This is a genomic window from Streptomyces sp. NPDC001902 (assembly GCF_042891295.1).
In the GTDB taxonomy this organism is placed as follows: domain Bacteria; phylum Actinomycetota; class Actinomycetes; order Streptomycetales; family Streptomycetaceae; genus Actinacidiphila.
Window position 1 is genome coordinate 239657 of the sequence record NZ_JBIATA010000006.1, and the last position, 16977, is coordinate 256633.

Genomic DNA, 16977 nt, shown 5'->3' on the forward strand with positions numbered 1-16977 from the left:
TCAGCCGGCCACCGGGGCCGTGCGCGACGCGGGCCGTGCGTCCCGGTAGAAGATGTCGATGTCGACCTCCTCGCCGCCGACGGTGACGGTGTCCCACGGACCGCTGTCCCGCAGGGTGCGCAGCGTCTCGCTCCCGAGGGTCTCCAGGTGCTCCCGCAGGGTGGCGTCGTCCGGCATCCCGGCGATGCGCGGGGCGAGCCGTTCCCGGATCGCGCGGAGCTGCTCCATGAGGGCGTCCAGGTCGGCCTCGCGGTCCGGCTTCCCGGCGGCGGACTCCTCGATGCTCCGCGCGATCTTGTCCTTGATCGCCTGGCCCACCCCGTTCTCGTCCGTGGTGATCATCGCGTTCCAGGCGCGGCTCTTGTGCCGGTACTGGAGCATCGACATCGCCGCCTCGTGCCGTACGAAGTCCGCGTCGCGCAACGGCCTGCCGCGCCAGGTGCCGCTGAGCGTACGGGCGAGCGAGACCGCCGAGGCCAGGCCGCTGTTCAGGCCGCGCCCGGGCCAGAAGTGGATGGCGTTGGCCGCGTCCCCGAGCAGGAACCCGTACGTCCCCGGGGTGGCCGCGGTCGCCGGGTGGAGGCGGGCCGTGAAACGCGGCCGCTGCACCATGTCCAGGCGGAAGGCGGTCATCGCGGTCAGGTCCTGCTCGTCGACGTCGAAGAGCGTCAGGCCCTCCTTGACGCGCTGCCAGAGCGCCGAACCCTTGATGAGGGCGGGCAGGAAAAACGTGCTGTGGGTGGAGCAGTGGAAGTCCCCGTGCCCGTCGCGGCTCATCACGCAGGGGCGGGAGGCGATGCACTGCTCGAAGACCTGCCGCACGGGGTCGATCCCGACGACCTCCTGCGCCTCGGCGTCGGTCAGGCGCATGTTCAGGAAGCCCTCGCCGCGCAGGGAGTTGAGGAGGAACCGATTCTGCGCGACGGTCAGCAGGACCGTCATGGGGTCGGAGAGCCCCGACTTCACGCGCAGGCCCAGCACCACGTCCTGGAGGTGCTCGCCGTCCAGCGAGTAGATGGACGTGTCGGCGGTCCCGAACCTGGCGGCGAAGTGCTCGCGCGTGCGGGACCGGCCGCCCTCGCAGATCGCCAGGACGTGGTCCTGGCTCGTCTCCTGCCGCTCGGCCGCGTCGAACCGGGCGGGCACCAGGCGGATGCGGTCGCGCTTGGCGTTGGCGAGGTCCAGCAGCGTGTCCTCGACGTAGGCGATGCGTATGTTGCGCGGGTTGAAACCGCGGATCGAGTCGGGCCCAGCGGGCCACATCTCGGTGTACGTGCCCTCCGTGAACAGCCGGGCCTGCACCTCCTCGGGCAGGTTCAGGTACTGCCGGCTCTGCACCGTCACGACCTGCTGCCGGCGGACGTTGCCCTGCCCCTCGTCCTTCCAGACGACGCGGTCCCCGTCCTGCGCCCAGCGGGCGTCGTAGACGGTGACGCGGACCCGCCGGCCCATCAGGTTCTCCAGCAGGAGGGCGAACGCCAGCCCCACTGGGCCGCCGCCCGCCACCGTCACCTTCAGCACCGGCCCGGGTTCCTCCGGTTCCGCCGGCGGCATCAGCGCCTCCAGCAGGGAGAGGTCCAGGATGGTCTCCATCGCGTCGGCGGCCTCGAAGCCGAAGGTCTCGTCGCCGATGGAGATCTCGTCGCCCGGCTGCAGCACGTGCGACGTCACGCGCTCCCCGTTGACCCGCGTCCCGTTGCTGCTCGCCCGGTCGTAGAGCACGAACCCGTGGCCCTCACGGCGCACCTCCGCGTGCAGACGGGAGACGCTGACGCTGGCGATCACCACCGTGTTCCCGGCCTTGCGCCCGAACGTCAGGGGCTTGTCGCCGATCCCGAACCTCTCCCCTGCCAACGAGCCTCGACGCCCGACTATCTCAGGAGGCATTGGTCCCTCATCTCCACGTGTCAACGAACCCCGGGGAACGCACGCACAGTTGCTGGCTGCCCAACCCGCCCACCGTGGGAAACACCCCCGGCGCAAGACGGCGCGGAACCACCCCCCGCGCGGCCGTCACCTACGACCGCCGGGCCCGGCCGCCTCCGTCATCCGTCGGATTGACGGGCCCCGGGAACCCCCCGCCGGGACAGGTGGAGCCTGCGGCCCGGGCGGTCGACCTCGATGACGACGACGGTGATCCCGTCGCCCGTCCTGACGACCTCCTCCGGCGCCTCCACGGCCGTGTCCGCGAGCTCCCGGAGGTGCACCAGCCCCACGACCCCGTCGGCGACCTCGACGAAGGCACCGAACGGGACCAGCTTGGTGACCCGTCCGCGCAGCGTCCGGCCCACCTCCGTGCGGTCCGCGAACTCCCCGAAGGGGTCCGGCAGGGTGGCCCGCAGGGAGAGCCGGGCCTCCCCGTTCGTCGTGTCGAACTGGAGGAACTCACACGTGACGCGCTCTCCGACCCGGACGACCTCCGAAGGGTCCTCGAAGTGGCGCCAGGAGAGTTCGGGAAAGGTGATGAACCCCACGCCGGGGAAGACCGGGTGGCCCGGGCCCTCGTCCAGCGCCACGAACACCCCGAACCGCTCGATCGACGCGATCGTGCCGGTCATGCGCTCGCCCGGGTGCAACGACACCAGGAACGCCCACAGTTCGGCGTGCTCGGTGGCTGCCGTCGACAGGAAGACCCTTGCCCCGTCCACGTCGACGGACAGCACCCGGGCGGTGATCCGCTGCCCGGGCTCGACGTTCGGACGCCGGATCCAGGACGCGTCCAGCGACCCCACCGTCCCCAGCGGACGCCCGGGGAAACCGTCCAGCGTCACCGTCACACCATGGCCGGTGACCTCCGCCGCCGTCCCGCCGCGGACGTCGCCCACGCGGATCCCGGCCAGGAACTCCCGGCAGGCCTGATCGTCGGACGGTTCGCTCACGCGGACAGTCTCACCCGGGGGCGGGGCAGTTGGCGAGCCGGTCCGCACGTTCGCCGCGGCCGCCTCCGCCGTCGCCGTCCACGATGGAGGCCAGGGCCTCGGAGAAGGTCGTGCCCAGGTGCCACAGGACGTTCGGCCCCACGGCGATGACGTGGCCGCCGGCCGCGAGGCAGCAGCGGAACCGGGACGACCACATCTCCCAGCGGGGTGTGGTCCTCCCCGCGATGCCGCCTCGGCGTGGACGCCTCCTCGGCGGTGTCGACGGTGTCCGCGTGCAGGGGGGAACCGGGGCGACGAACCGGGGAGCTCCGATCGTCAGCCCGCCGGACTCGGCCCGGACGGCGACCGCCGCGTCGTCGGGTTCGAACCCGGCGGCGGTCAGTTGGCGCCGCCAGTGCTCCGTGGCGACCACGCGTCCGTGCCGACCGCGACCGCGTTCGCGGCGACGATCACGAACGTGGCGAGCCAGGCGGCCGGGTCGAGGTGCTGGTCGAGGACGACCAGGCCGACGAGCGCGGCGAAGACCGGGTTCACGCTCATGAAGACGCCGAAGAAGTGCGCCGGGACCCGGCGGAGCGCCAGCAGGTCGGACAGGAACGGTACGGCGGAGGAGAGGATCCCGGCGGTCACGGCGCAGGCCAGGGCGCTGAGGGTGGGCGGATGCCAGCACAGGGCCAGCGCGCCGGCGGGGACGTAGGCGGCGCCGGAGACGGCAGCGGCGGCGGCCGGGCCCTGCAGTCCGGGCAGCCGTCCGCCGACGACGCGGTTGAGCACGATGTAGCAGGCCCAGCAGGCCGCGGCGAGCAGGGCGAGGCCGATGCCCGGGTAGTCGGTGGAGGGCTGGGGGCGGGTCAGGACGACCACCGCGGCCGCGACGGCCAGCGCGCACAGCACATGGGTGCGGCGGCGTGAGCCGATCAGGGCCACGGCCAGCGGCCCGAGGAACTCCAGGGTGACGGCGAGCCCCAGGCCGATGCGGTCGACGGCGGTGTACAGGGAGAGGTTCATCGCCGCGAACACCACCGCCAGGGCCAGGACCGGGCGCCACTGCGCGGCGGTGAAGGCGCCCACCCGGGGCCGGCCCGCCCCGCACAGCGCCGCCGCGGCCACCCACTGGCGGACCGCCACCACGCCCAGCGGCCCGATCACGGGGAACGCCAGGGCGGCGACGGACGCGCCGACCTGGTTGGACAGGCCGCTGCCCAGCATCAGCGCCACCCCGCCGAGGCGTCCCGCGGCCCCGGCCCCGGCCTGGGCCTGGGCGGCAGGCGCGAGGTCGCCGGAGGTCTTCATCGTCATGCGGGCCACTGTCCCGCCGCGGGTGGCCATGCGCGAAATGCATACGACGCACCATCGATACGCTGGACGCATGGACGAGCATCGTGGAGGAGCCGCCGGACTCGAGCTGCGGCACCTGCGCTGCCTGGTCGCCATCCTCGACGCGGGCAGCTTCACCGACGCCGCCATCGACCTGGGCATCTCCCAGGCGGCGGTCTCCCGCAACCTGCTGGCGCTGGAGCGCGTCCTCGGGGTGCGACTGCTGCACCGCACCAGCCGTACGGTCGCCCCGACCACCGCGGGCGTGCAGGTCCTGGCCCGGGCCCGGGTCCTGCTGGGCGGTGCCGACGAGCTCGTCAGGGAGGCCGCGACCGGTCACACCCGCCTGCACATCGGCCACGCCTGGTCCGCCTTCGGCCACCGCACCACCGAGTTCCAGCGCGTCTGGCGGGACCGCCACCCCGGCGTGGAGCTCCAGCTCATCCGCCACAACACCCCCACCGCCGGTCTTGCCGAGGGCCTCTGCGACCTCGCGGTCGTCCGCGCCCCCATCGATCTGGACCGCTGGTCCCACGCGCTCATCGGTCACGAACCGCGGTACGTCGCCCTCGCCGCGGACGACCCCTGGGCGCGACGGCGCAGCGTCCGGCTCGCCGAGATCGCCGCCCGCACGCTGGTCGTCGACCGGCGGACGGGCACGACCAGCCCCGACCTGTGGCCCGAGGGCGACCGGCCGGCCGTCGAGCACACCCACGACATCGACGACTGGCTCGCCGCGATCGCCACCGGCCGTCGCGTCGGCGTCACCCCGCGGTCCACCTCCGCCCAGTACCGCCGCGACGGCATCGTGTACCGCCCGCTGCGGGACGCCGCCCCGGTGCCCGTGCGCCTCGTCTGGCGCCGCCACGACCCGCACCCGGCCACCCACGCCGCCGTCGCGCTGGCCATGGAGCTGTACCGGGCCGACGACCGCCGGACCTAGCCGGGCCGCGGGCCCCACAACCTGTGGCCAGGGGTCGTGCCGCGTCATCCGTTCGGAGCATCGGGGCGTCGGGGCCGCGGCCCTCGTCGCGACCACGCGGTGGCGGCGTGACCAGGAGTGGGACGGGCGGCGGCGGTTCACTCGATTTGCGTACGACACGGCCGGGAGGACGATAACGGACGGAGCCCGTTTCATCCGGTCCGGTCGGCGGACCAGCGTCCACCGACCGTTGTTCGCGCCACCGCCGGCGCGACGGCCGCACGGAAGGGAGCAGCCGTGTTGATATCCGCCGTGCTCGTCCCGCTGATCATGCTCGCCGCCGTCCTGGCGCCCAACTGGTACCAGGCGTGGAAGACGTACTGCGAATCGGTCAGGCTGCCCGTGTCCCCTCCGGAAGCTTCCGAAGCGGTGGACGACCGCCGGAGCCGGTGGTCCGCGGAACTCGCCCGGCTGCGGAGCCGCTGGACACAGGACTGAGGGGCCGCGTCCCGCCTCGGTCCTGGTGCGCCGATGCGGTCCCGCCCCGGGCTGAACCCGGGGCGGGACCGCGTCAGGCGGCAGGGGCGGGCGTGGTCACGCGCGGGGCGTCATGAACTCCGCCGGTGCCAGGGCGCGTTCGACGATGCGGGTGTCGCCGATCCAGCCGTAGAAGCCCTGCCCGAACTGCTCCGCGAACTGCGTCCCCCCGATGACGAAGGGCTTGCCCAGCGTCTCGATGCCGGTGGCCGGCTGGGACGGGTTGCGGGCGATCTTCGAGCCGTCGACGTACATCACCGTGCGACGGCCGTCGTTGACGACCGCGATGTGGGTCCAGCGGCCGACGGGCAGGGCGTGGCTCCACGAGGTCGGGTCGGCGTCCTGGACGTCCGGGTAGAGGACGAACTGCAGGAACCGCTCGGGCGTGACGTTGAGGCTGCACGTGGGCTCGTCGGTCGACCAGCCCGTGGTCTTCCCGGCGTCGCCGTTGCGGCCCTCCCAGCTGAGGATGCCCATCCAGGCGTGGTCGCCCTCGAAGGGCTCGGGCAGCCTGATGAAGGTCTCGATGGTGAAGCCCTTGCGGAACTTCATGCTGTTGAGCGGCGCCGTGGCCTTCGTGGTGAGGACCGCGCCCCGGTCGGGGCCCTTGCCGCCGTCGAACCGCAGGCTGGCGTGGGCCGGCTGGCCGGTGTGGTGCTCCGCCGACCAGGTGAGGACCTCGGCGGAGCTGTCGTGCAGGAGCCGCACCGCCAGGTCGTTGCCGTTGCCGCTCAGGTCGCGCGCCACGGTGCCCGCGGCGACGGTGGAACCGGGGCGGCCCGCGCCGGCCAGCCCCTCGGCGTCGAAACGCCAGTACGCCACCGTGCCCTTGGGCATCACGCGGTGCGCGGGACGGGGCTTCGGCGGGGTCACCTGGTCGAAGCCGCGGAAGCGCTCGGCGAAGTCGATCGTGAGGCTGAACCGGTCCACGTCGCCGGTCAGTTCGACGGTCTCCGCCTCCAGCGGCGTCCGCTTGGCGGGGTCGCGGGCGAGGAACCAGGGGGAGAAGGTCTCCACGTCGATGACGTTGCGCACCGTGTCGAAGGCGTAGAGCCGGACCATGCCGGCGCCGCCGTAGTAGCGGTCCTGGTAGTTGGTGATGTGGACGTGCACGTCGTGCCCGGCGTCGTTGGTGAGCACGGTCCGGCCGGGCGGCCAGTAGTGGCCGCCCAGCGCGAGGAAGATCTGGTCGTTGCCGCGGATGATGCGGTCCCACAGGCGCTGCCCGTTGTCGGACAGGTGCGCCTCGCCGTCGTCCTCGGCCCAGGCGATGTCGTGCGTGGTCAGGACGGCGGGCAGGGTCGGGTGGGCGTCGAGGACGCCCTGCGCCCACGCCAGACCCTTGTCCGAGGCGCGCCAGTCCAGGGCGAGCACGAGCCACTCGCGGCCGGCCGCGCGCAGCACGTGGTAGCTGTTGTAGCCGTCGGGCGAGGAGCCGCCGAACGTCGGCATGGCGGTGAACCGCTCCGGCCCGAAGGCCCGCAGGTACGCGGTGTCGCCGCGCTGGTCGTCCGTGCCGCCGTTGATGTCGTGGTTGCCCGCGAGGACGCTGTAGGGGACCTTGCCGTGGATGGTGCGGAAGGTGTCGGCGGCGAGCTCCATCTCCTGCTCGGTGCCGTGCTCGGTGACGTCGCCGAGGTGGGTCATGAACCCGATGTTGGCCTCCTCGCGCTCCGCCACCAGGTAGCGGAAGGTCGCCTTCAGCGGCTCGGGGTCGGCGCTGTCGGCGTCGAAGAGGTACTGCGTGTCGGGCAGCACCGCCAGGGCGAAGCGGGGGCTCTCCTCGTCGAAGCCGCGGCCCCGGGAGCCGGCCGTGCCGGGGTCCTGGTGCCGGGGCGCGGCCTGCGCCGTGCCGGTGCCGAGGACCGACGCCGCGGCGCCCACCGCGGGCACCGCGACCGCCGCCTGCAGCAGCGATCGGCGTCCCGGGCTGGGATGGCGGGGATTGCTCATGTACGTCTCCGTGCTGGGGGGAACTGCTGTCAGCACGGATCGTGCGCGGCCCGGGCGAGGACCCGGCAAAGCGATCTTGAACATCCGGCGCCCTGGACGGGTCCGGACCACCAACTCGTCCTGGGATGCGACCCCGCTCCGGCCGTTCACGGCCGGTGGGCGGCTCGGCCTCTCAGAGGCGGACGACGACCACGGCCGTGTCGTCGGTGCCGGCGCTCAGGGCGATCAGGGTGTCCGCCAGGTCCTCGGGGCCCTGCCGGCGGTGTTCGGCGAGCCGGTCGGCGAGGCGCCGCAGGCCGAGGTCGATGTCCTCCCCGCGGCGTTCGATCAGGCCGTCGGTGTACAGGACGAGGGTGGAGCCGTCCAGGTAGGTGGTGCTGGCCTGGGGGCGGGGGGTGTGGTCGGAGGCGGCACCCAGCGGTGGGTCGGTCGCCCGGTCCAGGAAGCGCACGGTGCCGTCGGGGCCGGCCAGGGCCGGCGGCGGGTGGCCGGCACTGCTGTACGTGATGCGGTGGCCGGACCGGGCGACGACGGTCTGCACCGCGGTGGTCGACAGGGCCCCGTCGACGGAGCGGGCGTACAGGTCGAGCCCGTCGAGCGCCTTCGCTGGGCCGTCCACGACGCGGATCGCGGCACTGAGGGCGCTGCGCAGCTGACCCATGACCCCGGCGGCGGCCAGACCGTGACCGACGACGTCCCCGACCGCCACGGCGTCGTCACCGGAGGGCAGTTCGGTCACGTCGTACCAGTCACCGCAGACGCCCAGGGCGTGGACCGCGGGCCGGTAGCGGACCGCTGCCCGGTGGTGGGCCAGTGCTTGCGGGGCGGGCAGCATCGCCTCCTGCAGGGCGAGGGCGACCTCGCGTTCACGTGCGTGGGACTGGCGCAGCCGCTCGTTGACCTGCCGCAACTCGCGGGAGCGGGCGTACAGGTCGGCCTCCATCTGCAGCCGGCGGTCGTCGACGGCGGGACCGCCGGAGCGCACGAGGTCGGTGAGCTCGGCGAGCCGGTGCACGAGCAGGACAACGCGTCCTGCGGCGTCCAGGACGGGGGCGTTGATGGGGCTCCAGTAACGCTCGGCGAACTCCCCCGGCCGGTCCGGGTCCTCGACGTCGTAGCGCAGGGGGCCGGCGGCGTCCGGGCGACCGGTCTCCACCACCCGGCGCAACGACGCCTCCATGTCCCCGCGTCCGGCACCGTGCGGGTCGTCGGGGTTGTCGGGGTAGGCGTCGAAGACGTGGCGGCCGACGAGCTGGTCCCGGCTACGGTCGAACAGCCGCCGGTAGGACGCGTTCGCGTCCACGATGACCAGCGCGAGGTCCAGCACCAGCATCGCGCTGGGTGACGCCTCGAAGACGGCCTGGTAGTCGATCCCCGGTCCTCTCACCGCGCTTCCCGCACCCGTTCCCGACCGGCCGGGCATCCCCGGTCCCTGTTCCCCCCAGTATGCGCTCCGGCCGGCGGGTCACGGCTCGTCGAGGAAGTCGGCCACGACGCGGTTGAACAGGGCCGGGTTCTCCCGGAACATCAGGTGGCTGCCGCCCTCGGCGGCGGAGAGGACGCGTGCCCGCGCACCGGGGATCAGGGAGGCGACCCATGCGGCCGTGCCGGGCGGGAAGATGCTCAGCTCGCCGCCGATGACGAGGGTGGGGACGTCGATCCGCGGCAGGACGTCCCTCCAGTCCCCCCCGTAGTGGTCCAGGTGCAGCGCGGCGGCGTGCCGCGGCGGGAGGAGCCGGTTCTGCTCCACGAGCCACTCCACGTCCGCGTCCGGGAGGGACGGGCCGTGCAGCATGCCGACGATGGCGCGTGACGTGGCGGCGGCGCTGTCGGGCGTGCCGCGCAACCCAGCGACGATGCCCTGGGACATCTCCGGGGTGAACCCGCCGACGGCGGCGCCTCGTCCCCGGCGCCGGCGAGCGCCGAGGAGATCACGGGCGGCTGGTCGACATGACGAGGCGGGCGATCCGCTCGCCGCCGAAGAGGTCCCAGTAGGACCACACGACCGGGCAGCCCATGGAGGGGGCGAGCAGGGTGACGTCCCGCAGGGCCAGGGCCTCCAGGAGGTTGTCCAGGTCCATCGCCAGCCGGGCGATCCGGTGGCCGTGGGCGGGTCTGGCGGACCGGCCGTGCCCGCGGTGGTCCGGCGCGATCACGCGGCGGCGGTCGCTCAGCCCGTCGATCTGCGGGCCGAACTCGGCGGCGCTCTGCGCGAAACCCGGGACGAGGACGAGCGGCTCCCCGGCGCCCGCCTCCGTGTAGCGCAGGCGCACTCCGTCGTTGGTGACCACCTCGCCCGCACGGCGTTCCGCGGGCGGGGGGCCGGTCGTCGCGTCGTCCATGGCACCTCGTGCGCCGCGTGGGCGGCGCCTTCCCATGCTGGCGACGGGCACCCGAGGAGGTATGAAGGGAACCATGACCTTGCCATTCAGTGTGCTGACGCATCTGGAGTGCGCGCGGTGCGGCCGCCGCCACGACGCCGACCGGGTGCAGAACCTGTGCGCGTGCGGATCTCCGCTCCTCGCCCGCTACGACCTGGACCGGGTCCGGGACTCCCTCACGCCCCCGGACCTCGCGGGCCGCCCGCAGAACCTGTGGCGCTACCACGAACTGCTGCCCGTACGCGATCCGGCACACGTCGTCACCCTCGGCGAGGGCATGACGCCCCTGGTGCCGCTGCCGCGGTACGGCGCGGCGATCGGCGTGCCGGGACTGGTGATGAAGGACGAGGGGCTGATACCCACCGGCAGCTTCAAGGCGCGGGGCGCGGCCGTCGGCGTGGCCAGGGCCCTCGAACTGGGCGCACGCGGGATCGCCATGCCCACCAACGGCAACGCGGGGGCCGCGTGGGCGACCTATGCCGCACGGGCGGGCCTGGACGCGCTCGTCGCGATGCCGGCGGACGCGCCGTCGATCACCCGGGCCGAATGCGCTGCCGCCGGGGCCGACCTGTACCTGGTGAACGGCCTGATCGGCGACGCGGGCCGGCTGGTGGCGGAGAAGATCGCCGCCGATCCCGGTGTCTGGATGGACGCGGCGACCCTGAAGGAGCCGTACCGCATCGAGGGCAAGAAGACCATGGGTCTGGAGATCGCCGAGCAGCTCGGCTGGCGCGCGCCGGACGTCATCGTCTACCCCACCGGCGGCGGCGTCGGCCTCATCGGCATCCACAAGGCCCTGGGCGAACTGCGGGCCCTGGGGTGGCTGCAGGGGCCGATGCCGCGGCTGGTGAGCGTGCAGGCCTCCGGCTGCGCCCCCATCGTGCGCGCCTTCGAGAAGGGCGAGCGCACCAGTGAGCCGTGGCAGGACGCGCGCACGGTCGCGTTCGGCATCACCGTGCCCAAGGCGCTGGGCGACTTCCTCGTCCTGGACGCGCTGTACGAGACCGACGGCCGGGCCGTCGCGGTCGACGACGAGGAGCTGCTCGCCGACCGCGACAGGTGCGCCGCCGCCGACGGTGCCCTGCTGTGCCCGGAGGGCGCGGCGACGCTGTCGGCGGTGCGGGTCCTTCGCGAGCAGGGCTGGCTGTCCGGCGACGAGGAGGTGGTGGTGCTGAACACCGGGGCGGCGGCCAAGTACCCGGAGACCTTCCGGGTCGACCCGCCGGTCCTGGAGCTCACCGACCGCATCCCGTAGGCCCGCGCCGCCGCCGGGCGCCCCCGCCCGGCGGCGTCCGGCGCGCGGGCGGTCTCTGTCGTGCGGGGGGACGGTCCGACGCACGCAGGAGCCGGCCGGTGGGCGCGCAGCCGAGGAGGGTCAGCCTCTCCCGGAACGCGGCCCGGTCCGCGAACAGTCCTTCGGCGTCGACGCACCGCGCCCACACCGTCCGCTCCGCGTCCCCCTCCTCGTCGACGAGCGCGAACCGCAGGGGCAGCTCTCGCCCCTGGACGACCTCGCGCACCGACCCGTGCCCGTCCACGAGCCACACCCCTCCCCCGGCCCCGACGGCCGGCGACGATCACAGGGGTCGGGGCTCCTCGTACGGGATGCGGTTCAGGTGCCGGATCTCGCCGAGCGTGCCCCATTCGTCGGCGCCGAGTTTGGTGAGCGGCCGCAGCAACGGGGCGCTCGGGCGGCCGTCCGCCAGGACCTCCTGGTCCGCGACGGCGTGCACCACCCGCCCGAAGACCAGCGTCGAATTGCCCATCCGCACGGTGGTGTGCGAGCGGCACTCCAGGGCGACCGGCGAGGCCGCCACCCTGGGCGGACGCACCCTCAGGCTCGGTTCGCGCTCGATGCCCGCGTGGTCGAACTCGCTGACGTGCCGCGGGAAGTCGGTGGCCGTGACGTTGACCAGCGGCATCAGGACCTCGGAGGCGAAGTTCACCACGAACTCCCCGGTGTCCTCGACGTTGCGCAGCGAGTCCTTGCGGCCGATCGAGGTGAACTGCACGATCGGCGGATCCGTGCTCGCGATGCTGAAGAAGGAGTGCGGCGCGAGGTTCTCGTACCGGCCGTCCGGGGTGACGGTGGAGATCCACGCGATCGGCCGGGGCACGACCACGGAGGTCAGGAAGCGGTAGAAGGCGAAGCCGCCCATGGCCTCGGGATCGAAGTCGACGCGCATGGCCGCAGTATCCACGGCCGCGCCCGCCGTCCCGCCCCCGCGGCGGCCCCGGCGTGTCGGCTCCCGGGGGTGCCGTGGCCGCAGCGGCGACTTGGGCATGTGCGCGCACGCGGCTGAGTACGCGTACTCAAGCGCCCCGCGCCGCCCGCTCCGAGACTGTCCGCATGACACGAACTCCCGCACTCGCGATGGCGGTTCTGACCGCCCTGACGCTTGCCGCCTGCGGCACCGAGCACACGAACGCCGCCGACGCCGTCAAGGTGCGGCCCGCCGGGGCGCCGTCGGCTGCGGAGGATCCGGAGCCGGCGTTCATCGAGATGGTGAACACGGTCGCGCGGCCCTGCGCCCTGGAGGTCCCGTCCGGGGAGGACGAGCCCGTCGCCCCGGGCGAGAAGCCGCGGACCGGTCCGGCGGAAGCACTGCCGACCGGTGACGGCGCGCCCGCTCTGCCGACCGCGGGCCCGGAGGTGGAGCTGAACGCCGTGGAGTGGTGCGCGGGGCACCTCCACGTCGAGCGAGTCACGCAGGCGCTGATGGGTGTGGCGGACCCGACCCCCGACAAGGTGAGGCGGGTCCTGAACGGTCTCGGGTACATCGACGAGCGCATCCACGGCCTGAAGCGGTCCGGTGCGACCACACGGTTCTCCATCGACCTGCGGGTCATGGGCGGCGCGCTCGGCCTGAAGGGCACGGCGGCCGGCGCGTACACCGACGTCGAGTTCGTCGCGGCCCCCGAGACCGGCCCGTTCGAGCCCGGCGCCGCGGGCCGCTGATCCCGCGGGCGCCCGGTGCCGGACCGAGGTCGACATCGGCCGGCAAGGTGCTCCTGGTCACAAACGGCCGGTCGGTGTCATAGCGGCGGGCACTGTCCGGTCGTGGTGGGTGAGGGCTCCTCCAGGGGAGCCGGAGACACCCCCGCAAGAGGAGAACGTCCATGACCACACCCGTCGTCGCGATCGCGTACCACTCCGGCTACGGCCACACGACCGTCCTCGCCGAGGCCGTGCGTGACGGCGCCGCGGAAGCCGGCGCCGTCGTCCACCTGGTCAAGGTCGACGAGATCACCGAGGAGCAGTGGGAGCTGCTCGACGCCGCCGACGCGATCGTCTTCGGTTCGCCGACCTACATGGGCACGGCCTCGGGTGCCTTCCACCAGTTCGCCGAGACGACCTCCAAGCGCTGGTTCGTCCACTCCTGGAAGGACAAGCTGGCCGCCGGCTTCAGCAACTCCGGTGCCAAGAGCGGCGACAAGCTCCACACGCTGCAGTACTTCTCCATCCTCGCGGCCCAGCACGGCATGACCTGGGTCAACCTCGGCCTGCACCCGGGCTGGAACAGCTCCACCGCCTCCGAGGACGACCTCAACCGCCTCGGCATCTACCTCGGCGCGGGTGCTCAGACGCACACCGACGTCGGCGCGGACGAGGTCCACAAGGCCGACATCGCGACCGCCGCGCACCTCGGCCGCCGGGTCGCCGAGCAGGCCCGCATCTACGCCGCGGGACGCTCGGTCGTCGGCGCCTGAGCCGGTCCCGCCCCACCACGCGGCCGGTGCGCCCCCGGGTGTGCCGGCCGTCGTGCCCCGCGCGGGACGCAGACCCGCGCCACGCTCACCGCGCTGTCACATTCCGCGGGGCAGCCCGGTCATCACTGCGTATCGCACCCCACAGCAGAGGAGATCACCATGGAAGCCCGCGTGAACTACTTCGGCCACCCGCTCGCCGGCAAGGTCATGAGGCACCTGAACTCGGCGAGCAAGGTGCTGGCGGAGTCCACGCTGCCGGTCCTCACCCAGGAGCTGGTGAAGATCCGCGCCAGCCAGATCAACGGCTGCGGCTTCTGCACCGACATGCACACCAAGGAGGCCGCCGCCGCCGGTGAGACCTCGGTGCGCCTGAACCTGATCGCCGCCTGGCGCGAGGCCACGGTCTTCACCGACGCCGAGCGCGCCGCCCTGGAGCTCGCGGAGGAGGCCACCCGTGTCGCCGACGCCGCCGGTGGCGTCTCGGACGCGGTCTGGGGGAACGCCGCCAAGCACTTCGACGAGGACCAGCTGGTCGCCCTGATCTCGCTCATCGCCGTGATCAACGCCTACAACCGGATCAACGTGATCAACCAGCAGCCTGCGGGCGGCTACCAGCTCGGCATGTTCGGCTGATCTGCGGTTCCCACCGCCGGCGCCGCACAGGCCAGGCCGTCCGTCCCCCTCCCGCTCCCGACCGCGGGGCGGGGACGGACGGCGTTTCCCGGCCGTCCCCGACGGCGCCGACGGCGGTTCAGCGCGTACGGAGGTACTCCAACCCCCTCTCGCGCAGCGACCGGTGCAGGCCGTCGTACGCGGGCGAGCCGTCCAGCACGGTCTTCGGCAGCTTGGCGACCACGGTGTAGTTGGTGTCGACCACGTTCCCGATGGGCGCCAGTCCGGCCTGGCTGACCAGCTGGTACGCGTCCAGCTGGTGCAGGCCGGTCAGGGAGGACGTCCAGCCGACCAGGTCGTGCTGGCTGATCCGGTAGGCGTCCTCGAGCGGCCGGACCGACCCGGTCGACATCAGGAAGCGGTCGTCCTCCAGGCGCGGCCAGGCGGGCGCGCCGCCCTTGAGCAGGTCGATCACGACCACGGTGTGCATCGCTGCCTCGACTGCGGTGCCGCACACCTCGCCCTCGCCCTGCCGGCAGTGCCCGTCGCCGATCGCCAGCTGCGCCCCGGGCACGTTGACGCCCAGGTAGAGGGTGGTGCCGGCGCGCATCTCCGGGGTGTCCATGTTCCCGCCGTGCGCGCCCGGGGTGATGCTCATGACGACCTCGCCGGCGGCGGGGGCGACCCCCACGGTGCCGTGCATCGGGTCGAGGGGCAGCTCGACCGTGTGGTCGGAGAAGCGGGCCTGGAACCGGCAGTTGTTGCGCTCACGGTCGATCCCGTACCGCCAGACGACCTCCTCCAGCGGGTCGTGCAGCATCGCCGTGGCGTGCGTCGTGGTCAGCGCGCCGAAGTGCGGGAAGGTGGTGGACACCGCCCAGTCCCGGGCCGGCGCGATGTCGACGAAGTGGACGGCCAGGGTGTCCCCCGGCTCGGCCCCCTCGACGTGGATCGGGCCGGTGACCGGGTTGAGGTACGGGAACTCGCACACCTTGCTCGGGAGGTCCTCGGGACCCCGGACCAGGCCGCCGAAGCAGTCCTCCGTGAAGAGCTCCACGATCGTCCCCGGCCGCACGCGCAGCAGGGGCTCGCGGCCGCCGAAGGCGTAGGCGTACTGCTCGGGCGTCGGGTGGAGGCGTACCACTTCGAGGTCGCTCATGACGGTTCGGCCTCCTCGGCCAGGGTGGTCTCGGAAGGCTCGGCGGGCAGTTCCGGGCGCCGGCCCGCGATCAGCAGCCCCACCAGCAGGGCCACACCGATCGCCAGCCACAGGAAGCCGAGCCGCTGGGCGGTGACCTTCGCGTTGACGACGACGAAGGTGAGGATCCCGAAGCCGATCAGCGGCGCGATCAGGTGGCGCCACCAGTCGCGGCTGCCCTGCCGGACGACGTAGTGGACGACGACCGAGACGTGCAGCACCAGGAACGCGGTCATCGCCCCGAAGTTGACCAGCGAGCTGAGCAGGGTGATGCCGTCGTCGCGGGAGTTCATGTACAGGCCCAGCCCCAAGGAGACCACGGCGACCAGCAGCGTCGCGTTGACCGGGACGCGGCGACGGGGGTCGATCTCCGCCAGGAAACGGGGCAGTTGACGGTCGCGGGCCATCGCGAACAGCAGCCGGGAGGTCGCTGCCTGCGCGACCAGGGAGTTGGCGAAGCCCCAGGCGATCGCGGTGGCCAGTGCGCTCAGGGTGCTCAGCCAGCGGCCTCCGGCGACCTGGGCCGCGTCGTAGAAGGCGGTGCCGTCCGGGTCCCCCTCCTTGATCAGCGTCGGCACCTCGGGCACCAGCATCGCCGCGATCCAGGTCTGGACGATGAACAGCGCACCGGCGAGCAGCAGCGCGGCCATCATGGCCCTGCCGATCGCCCGGGCGGATTCGCGGTTCTCCTCGGCGAGGGTGGAGATGCCGTCGAAGCCGAGGAAGCTGAGCACGGCGATCGACACCGCCCCGAAAATCAGGGACCAGGAGAAGGTGCCGGAGTCGTAGAAGGCGTGCAGGCTGAAGCTGCCCTTGCCCTGGGCGAGCGCGGCGGCCCCGAAGGCCAGGAAGATCGCGAGGACGACCAGTTCGGCCACGAGCATGATCTTGTTGATCCTGGCGGTCATCTCGATGCCGAGCCAGTTCACGACGGTGTTGAGGACGACGAACCCGATCAGCCAGATCCACACGGGCACCGACTCGACCTGCGAGTTCATCGCCACCGCGGCGATCAGGTAGAGCAGCGCCGGGACCAGGATGTAGTCCAGCAGGATCATCCAGCCGGAGAGAAAGCCGAACGGCCTGCCGATGCCCCGCCCCGCGTAGGAGTAGACCGACCCGGCCATCGGGAAGGCCCGGGACATCTGCGCGTAGGAGTGCGCGGTGAACATCATCGCCAGCATGCCGATGGCGTAGGCGAGGGCGACCATGCCGCCCGAGCCCTGGAAGACACCGCCGAAGATGCCGAAGGGCGCGATCGGCACCATGAAGACCAGGCCGTAGACCACCAGGTCCCGGAAGCCGAGTGACCGCGCCAACTGCTGGGTGTAGCCGTACTTCTCGAGATCTTGCCCTTGAGGTGCGCTGTCGCTCACGTCGCCTCCCCGGCGGCCGCGGTCCCCTGACTGGCGGGGTGATCTTAGGGTCCGCGGCCGACGCAGGGGAACGCCTGTGCACAGGGATTCT

Annotated in this window: 17 protein-coding genes; 6 read left to right on the plus strand and 11 right to left on the minus strand. The window is 72.8% G+C overall.

The features are described 5' to 3' along the window. From ACFYYN_RS13560 to ACFYYN_RS13575, 4 genes are all read right to left on the minus strand, one after another. Positions 1–1854, minus strand: coding sequence for an FHA domain-containing protein (locus ACFYYN_RS13560; RefSeq protein WP_500545881.1), 1854 nt, complete (start codon positions 1852–1854; stop codon positions 1–3). A 191-nt stretch (positions 1855–2045) separates the two neighbouring features. Next, complete coding sequence (locus ACFYYN_RS13565) at positions 2046–2879, minus strand: S1 RNA-binding domain-containing protein (protein WP_500545882.1); 834 nt, start codon at positions 2877–2879, stop codon at positions 2046–2048. 10 nt (positions 2880–2889) lie between these two features. Then, complete coding sequence (locus ACFYYN_RS13570) at positions 2890–3075, minus strand: hypothetical protein (RefSeq protein ID WP_500545883.1); 186 nt, start codon at positions 3073–3075, stop codon at positions 2890–2892. Positions 3076–3257: 182 nt separating this feature from the next. After that, complete coding sequence (locus tag ACFYYN_RS13575) at positions 3258–4088, minus strand: EamA family transporter (RefSeq protein ID WP_500545954.1); 831 nt, start codon at positions 4086–4088, stop codon at positions 3258–3260. Positions 4089–4248: 160 nt separating this feature from the next. On the opposite strand from ACFYYN_RS13575, the gene ACFYYN_RS13580 reads away from it, so the two are divergent. After that, complete coding sequence (locus ACFYYN_RS13580; RefSeq protein WP_500545884.1) at positions 4249–5139, plus strand: LysR family transcriptional regulator; 891 nt, start codon at positions 4249–4251, stop codon at positions 5137–5139. A 276-nt stretch (positions 5140–5415) separates the two neighbouring features. Next, positions 5416–5616, plus strand: a complete 201-nt coding sequence (locus tag ACFYYN_RS13585) for a hypothetical protein (protein WP_500323504.1) — start codon at positions 5416–5418, stop codon at positions 5614–5616. A gap of 96 nt (positions 5617–5712) precedes the next feature. On the opposite strand, the gene ACFYYN_RS13590 is transcribed toward ACFYYN_RS13585, so the two are convergent. The 4 genes from ACFYYN_RS13590 to ACFYYN_RS13605 form a co-directional block, all read right to left on the minus strand. Next, positions 5713–7608 (minus strand): LamG-like jellyroll fold domain-containing protein, encoded by a 1896-nt coding sequence (locus tag ACFYYN_RS13590; RefSeq protein WP_500545885.1) that lies wholly within the window; start codon positions 7606–7608, stop codon positions 5713–5715. Positions 7609–7780: 172 nt separating this feature from the next. Further along, positions 7781–8995 (minus strand): PP2C family protein-serine/threonine phosphatase, encoded by a 1215-nt coding sequence (locus tag ACFYYN_RS13595; protein WP_500545886.1) that lies wholly within the window; start codon positions 8993–8995, stop codon positions 7781–7783. Positions 8996–9073: 78 nt separating this feature from the next. After that, on the minus strand, positions 9074–9478 hold the full coding sequence (locus ACFYYN_RS13600; protein ID WP_500545887.1) for an alpha/beta fold hydrolase: 405 nt from the start codon (positions 9476–9478) through the stop codon (positions 9074–9076). A 61-nt stretch (positions 9479–9539) separates the two neighbouring features. Further along, positions 9540–9950: an alpha/beta fold hydrolase gene (locus ACFYYN_RS13605; protein WP_500545888.1), complete on the minus strand. Its 411-nt coding sequence runs from the start codon at positions 9948–9950 to the stop codon at positions 9540–9542. Between the two features lie 73 nt (positions 9951–10023). Here ACFYYN_RS13605 and ACFYYN_RS13610 point away from each other — a divergent pair, with 73 nt between their 5' ends. Beyond that, on the plus strand, positions 10024–11244 hold the full coding sequence (locus tag ACFYYN_RS13610) for a threonine synthase (protein WP_500545889.1): 1221 nt from the start codon (positions 10024–10026) through the stop codon (positions 11242–11244). 322 nt (positions 11245–11566) lie between these two features. On the opposite strand, the gene ACFYYN_RS13615 is transcribed toward ACFYYN_RS13610, so the two are convergent. After that, positions 11567–12175: a flavin reductase family protein gene (locus ACFYYN_RS13615; RefSeq protein ID WP_500323498.1), complete on the minus strand. Its 609-nt coding sequence runs from the start codon at positions 12173–12175 to the stop codon at positions 11567–11569. A gap of 164 nt (positions 12176–12339) precedes the next feature. Here ACFYYN_RS13615 and ACFYYN_RS13620 point away from each other — a divergent pair, with 164 nt between their 5' ends. From ACFYYN_RS13620 to ACFYYN_RS13630, 3 genes are all read left to right on the plus strand, one after another. After that, positions 12340–12948 carry a hypothetical protein gene (locus tag ACFYYN_RS13620; protein WP_500545890.1) on the plus strand — a complete coding sequence of 203 codons (609 nt, stop codon included), beginning with the start codon at positions 12340–12342 and terminating at the stop codon, positions 12946–12948. 161 nt (positions 12949–13109) lie between these two features. After that, on the plus strand, positions 13110–13700 hold the full coding sequence (locus ACFYYN_RS13625) for a flavodoxin family protein (RefSeq protein ID WP_500323495.1): 591 nt from the start codon (positions 13110–13112) through the stop codon (positions 13698–13700). Positions 13701–13859: 159 nt separating this feature from the next. After that, positions 13860–14333: a carboxymuconolactone decarboxylase family protein gene (locus tag ACFYYN_RS13630; RefSeq protein WP_499516057.1), complete on the plus strand. Its 474-nt coding sequence runs from the start codon at positions 13860–13862 to the stop codon at positions 14331–14333. Positions 14334–14451: 118 nt separating this feature from the next. On the opposite strand, the gene ACFYYN_RS13635 is transcribed toward ACFYYN_RS13630, so the two are convergent. After that, complete coding sequence (locus tag ACFYYN_RS13635) at positions 14452–15471, minus strand: acetamidase/formamidase family protein (RefSeq protein WP_500545891.1); 1020 nt, start codon at positions 15469–15471, stop codon at positions 14452–14454. Continuing rightward, positions 15468–16886: an APC family permease gene (locus ACFYYN_RS13640; RefSeq protein WP_500545892.1), complete on the minus strand. Its 1419-nt coding sequence runs from the start codon at positions 16884–16886 to the stop codon at positions 15468–15470. Before ACFYYN_RS13640 ends, ACFYYN_RS13635 begins: the two co-directional genes overlap by 4 nt. Positions 16887–16977 lie beyond the last annotated feature (91 nt).

Excerpts from the sequence above, each read along its gene's own strand:
- ACFYYN_RS13570 (WP_500545883.1), bottom strand. The coding sequence starts at position 3,075 with ATGTGGTCGTCCCGGTTCCGCTGCTGCCTCGCGGCCGGCGGCCACGTC.
- ACFYYN_RS13575 (WP_500545954.1), bottom strand. The coding sequence starts at position 4,088 with ATGCTGGGCAGCGGCCTGTCCAACCAGGTCGGCGCGTCCGTCGCCGCC.
- ACFYYN_RS13580 (WP_500545884.1), top strand. The coding sequence starts at position 4,249 with ATGGACGAGCATCGTGGAGGAGCCGCCGGACTCGAGCTGCGGCACCTG.
- ACFYYN_RS13590 (WP_500545885.1), bottom strand. The coding sequence starts at position 7,608 with ATGAGCAATCCCCGCCATCCCAGCCCGGGACGCCGATCGCTGCTGCAG.
- ACFYYN_RS13600 (WP_500545887.1), bottom strand. The coding sequence starts at position 9,478 with ATGTCCCAGGGCATCGTCGCTGGGTTGCGCGGCACGCCCGACAGCGCC.
- ACFYYN_RS13605 (WP_500545888.1), bottom strand. The coding sequence starts at position 9,950 with ATGGACGACGCGACGACCGGCCCCCCGCCCGCGGAACGCCGTGCGGGC.
- ACFYYN_RS13610 (WP_500545889.1), top strand. The coding sequence starts at position 10,024 with ATGACCTTGCCATTCAGTGTGCTGACGCATCTGGAGTGCGCGCGGTGC.
- ACFYYN_RS13615 (WP_500323498.1), bottom strand. The coding sequence starts at position 12,175 with ATGCGCGTCGACTTCGATCCCGAGGCCATGGGCGGCTTCGCCTTCTAC.
- ACFYYN_RS13620 (WP_500545890.1), top strand. The coding sequence starts at position 12,340 with ATGACACGAACTCCCGCACTCGCGATGGCGGTTCTGACCGCCCTGACG.
- ACFYYN_RS13625 (WP_500323495.1), top strand. The coding sequence starts at position 13,110 with ATGACCACACCCGTCGTCGCGATCGCGTACCACTCCGGCTACGGCCAC.
- ACFYYN_RS13630 (WP_499516057.1), top strand. The coding sequence starts at position 13,860 with ATGGAAGCCCGCGTGAACTACTTCGGCCACCCGCTCGCCGGCAAGGTC.
- ACFYYN_RS13635 (WP_500545891.1), bottom strand. The coding sequence starts at position 15,471 with ATGAGCGACCTCGAAGTGGTACGCCTCCACCCGACGCCCGAGCAGTAC.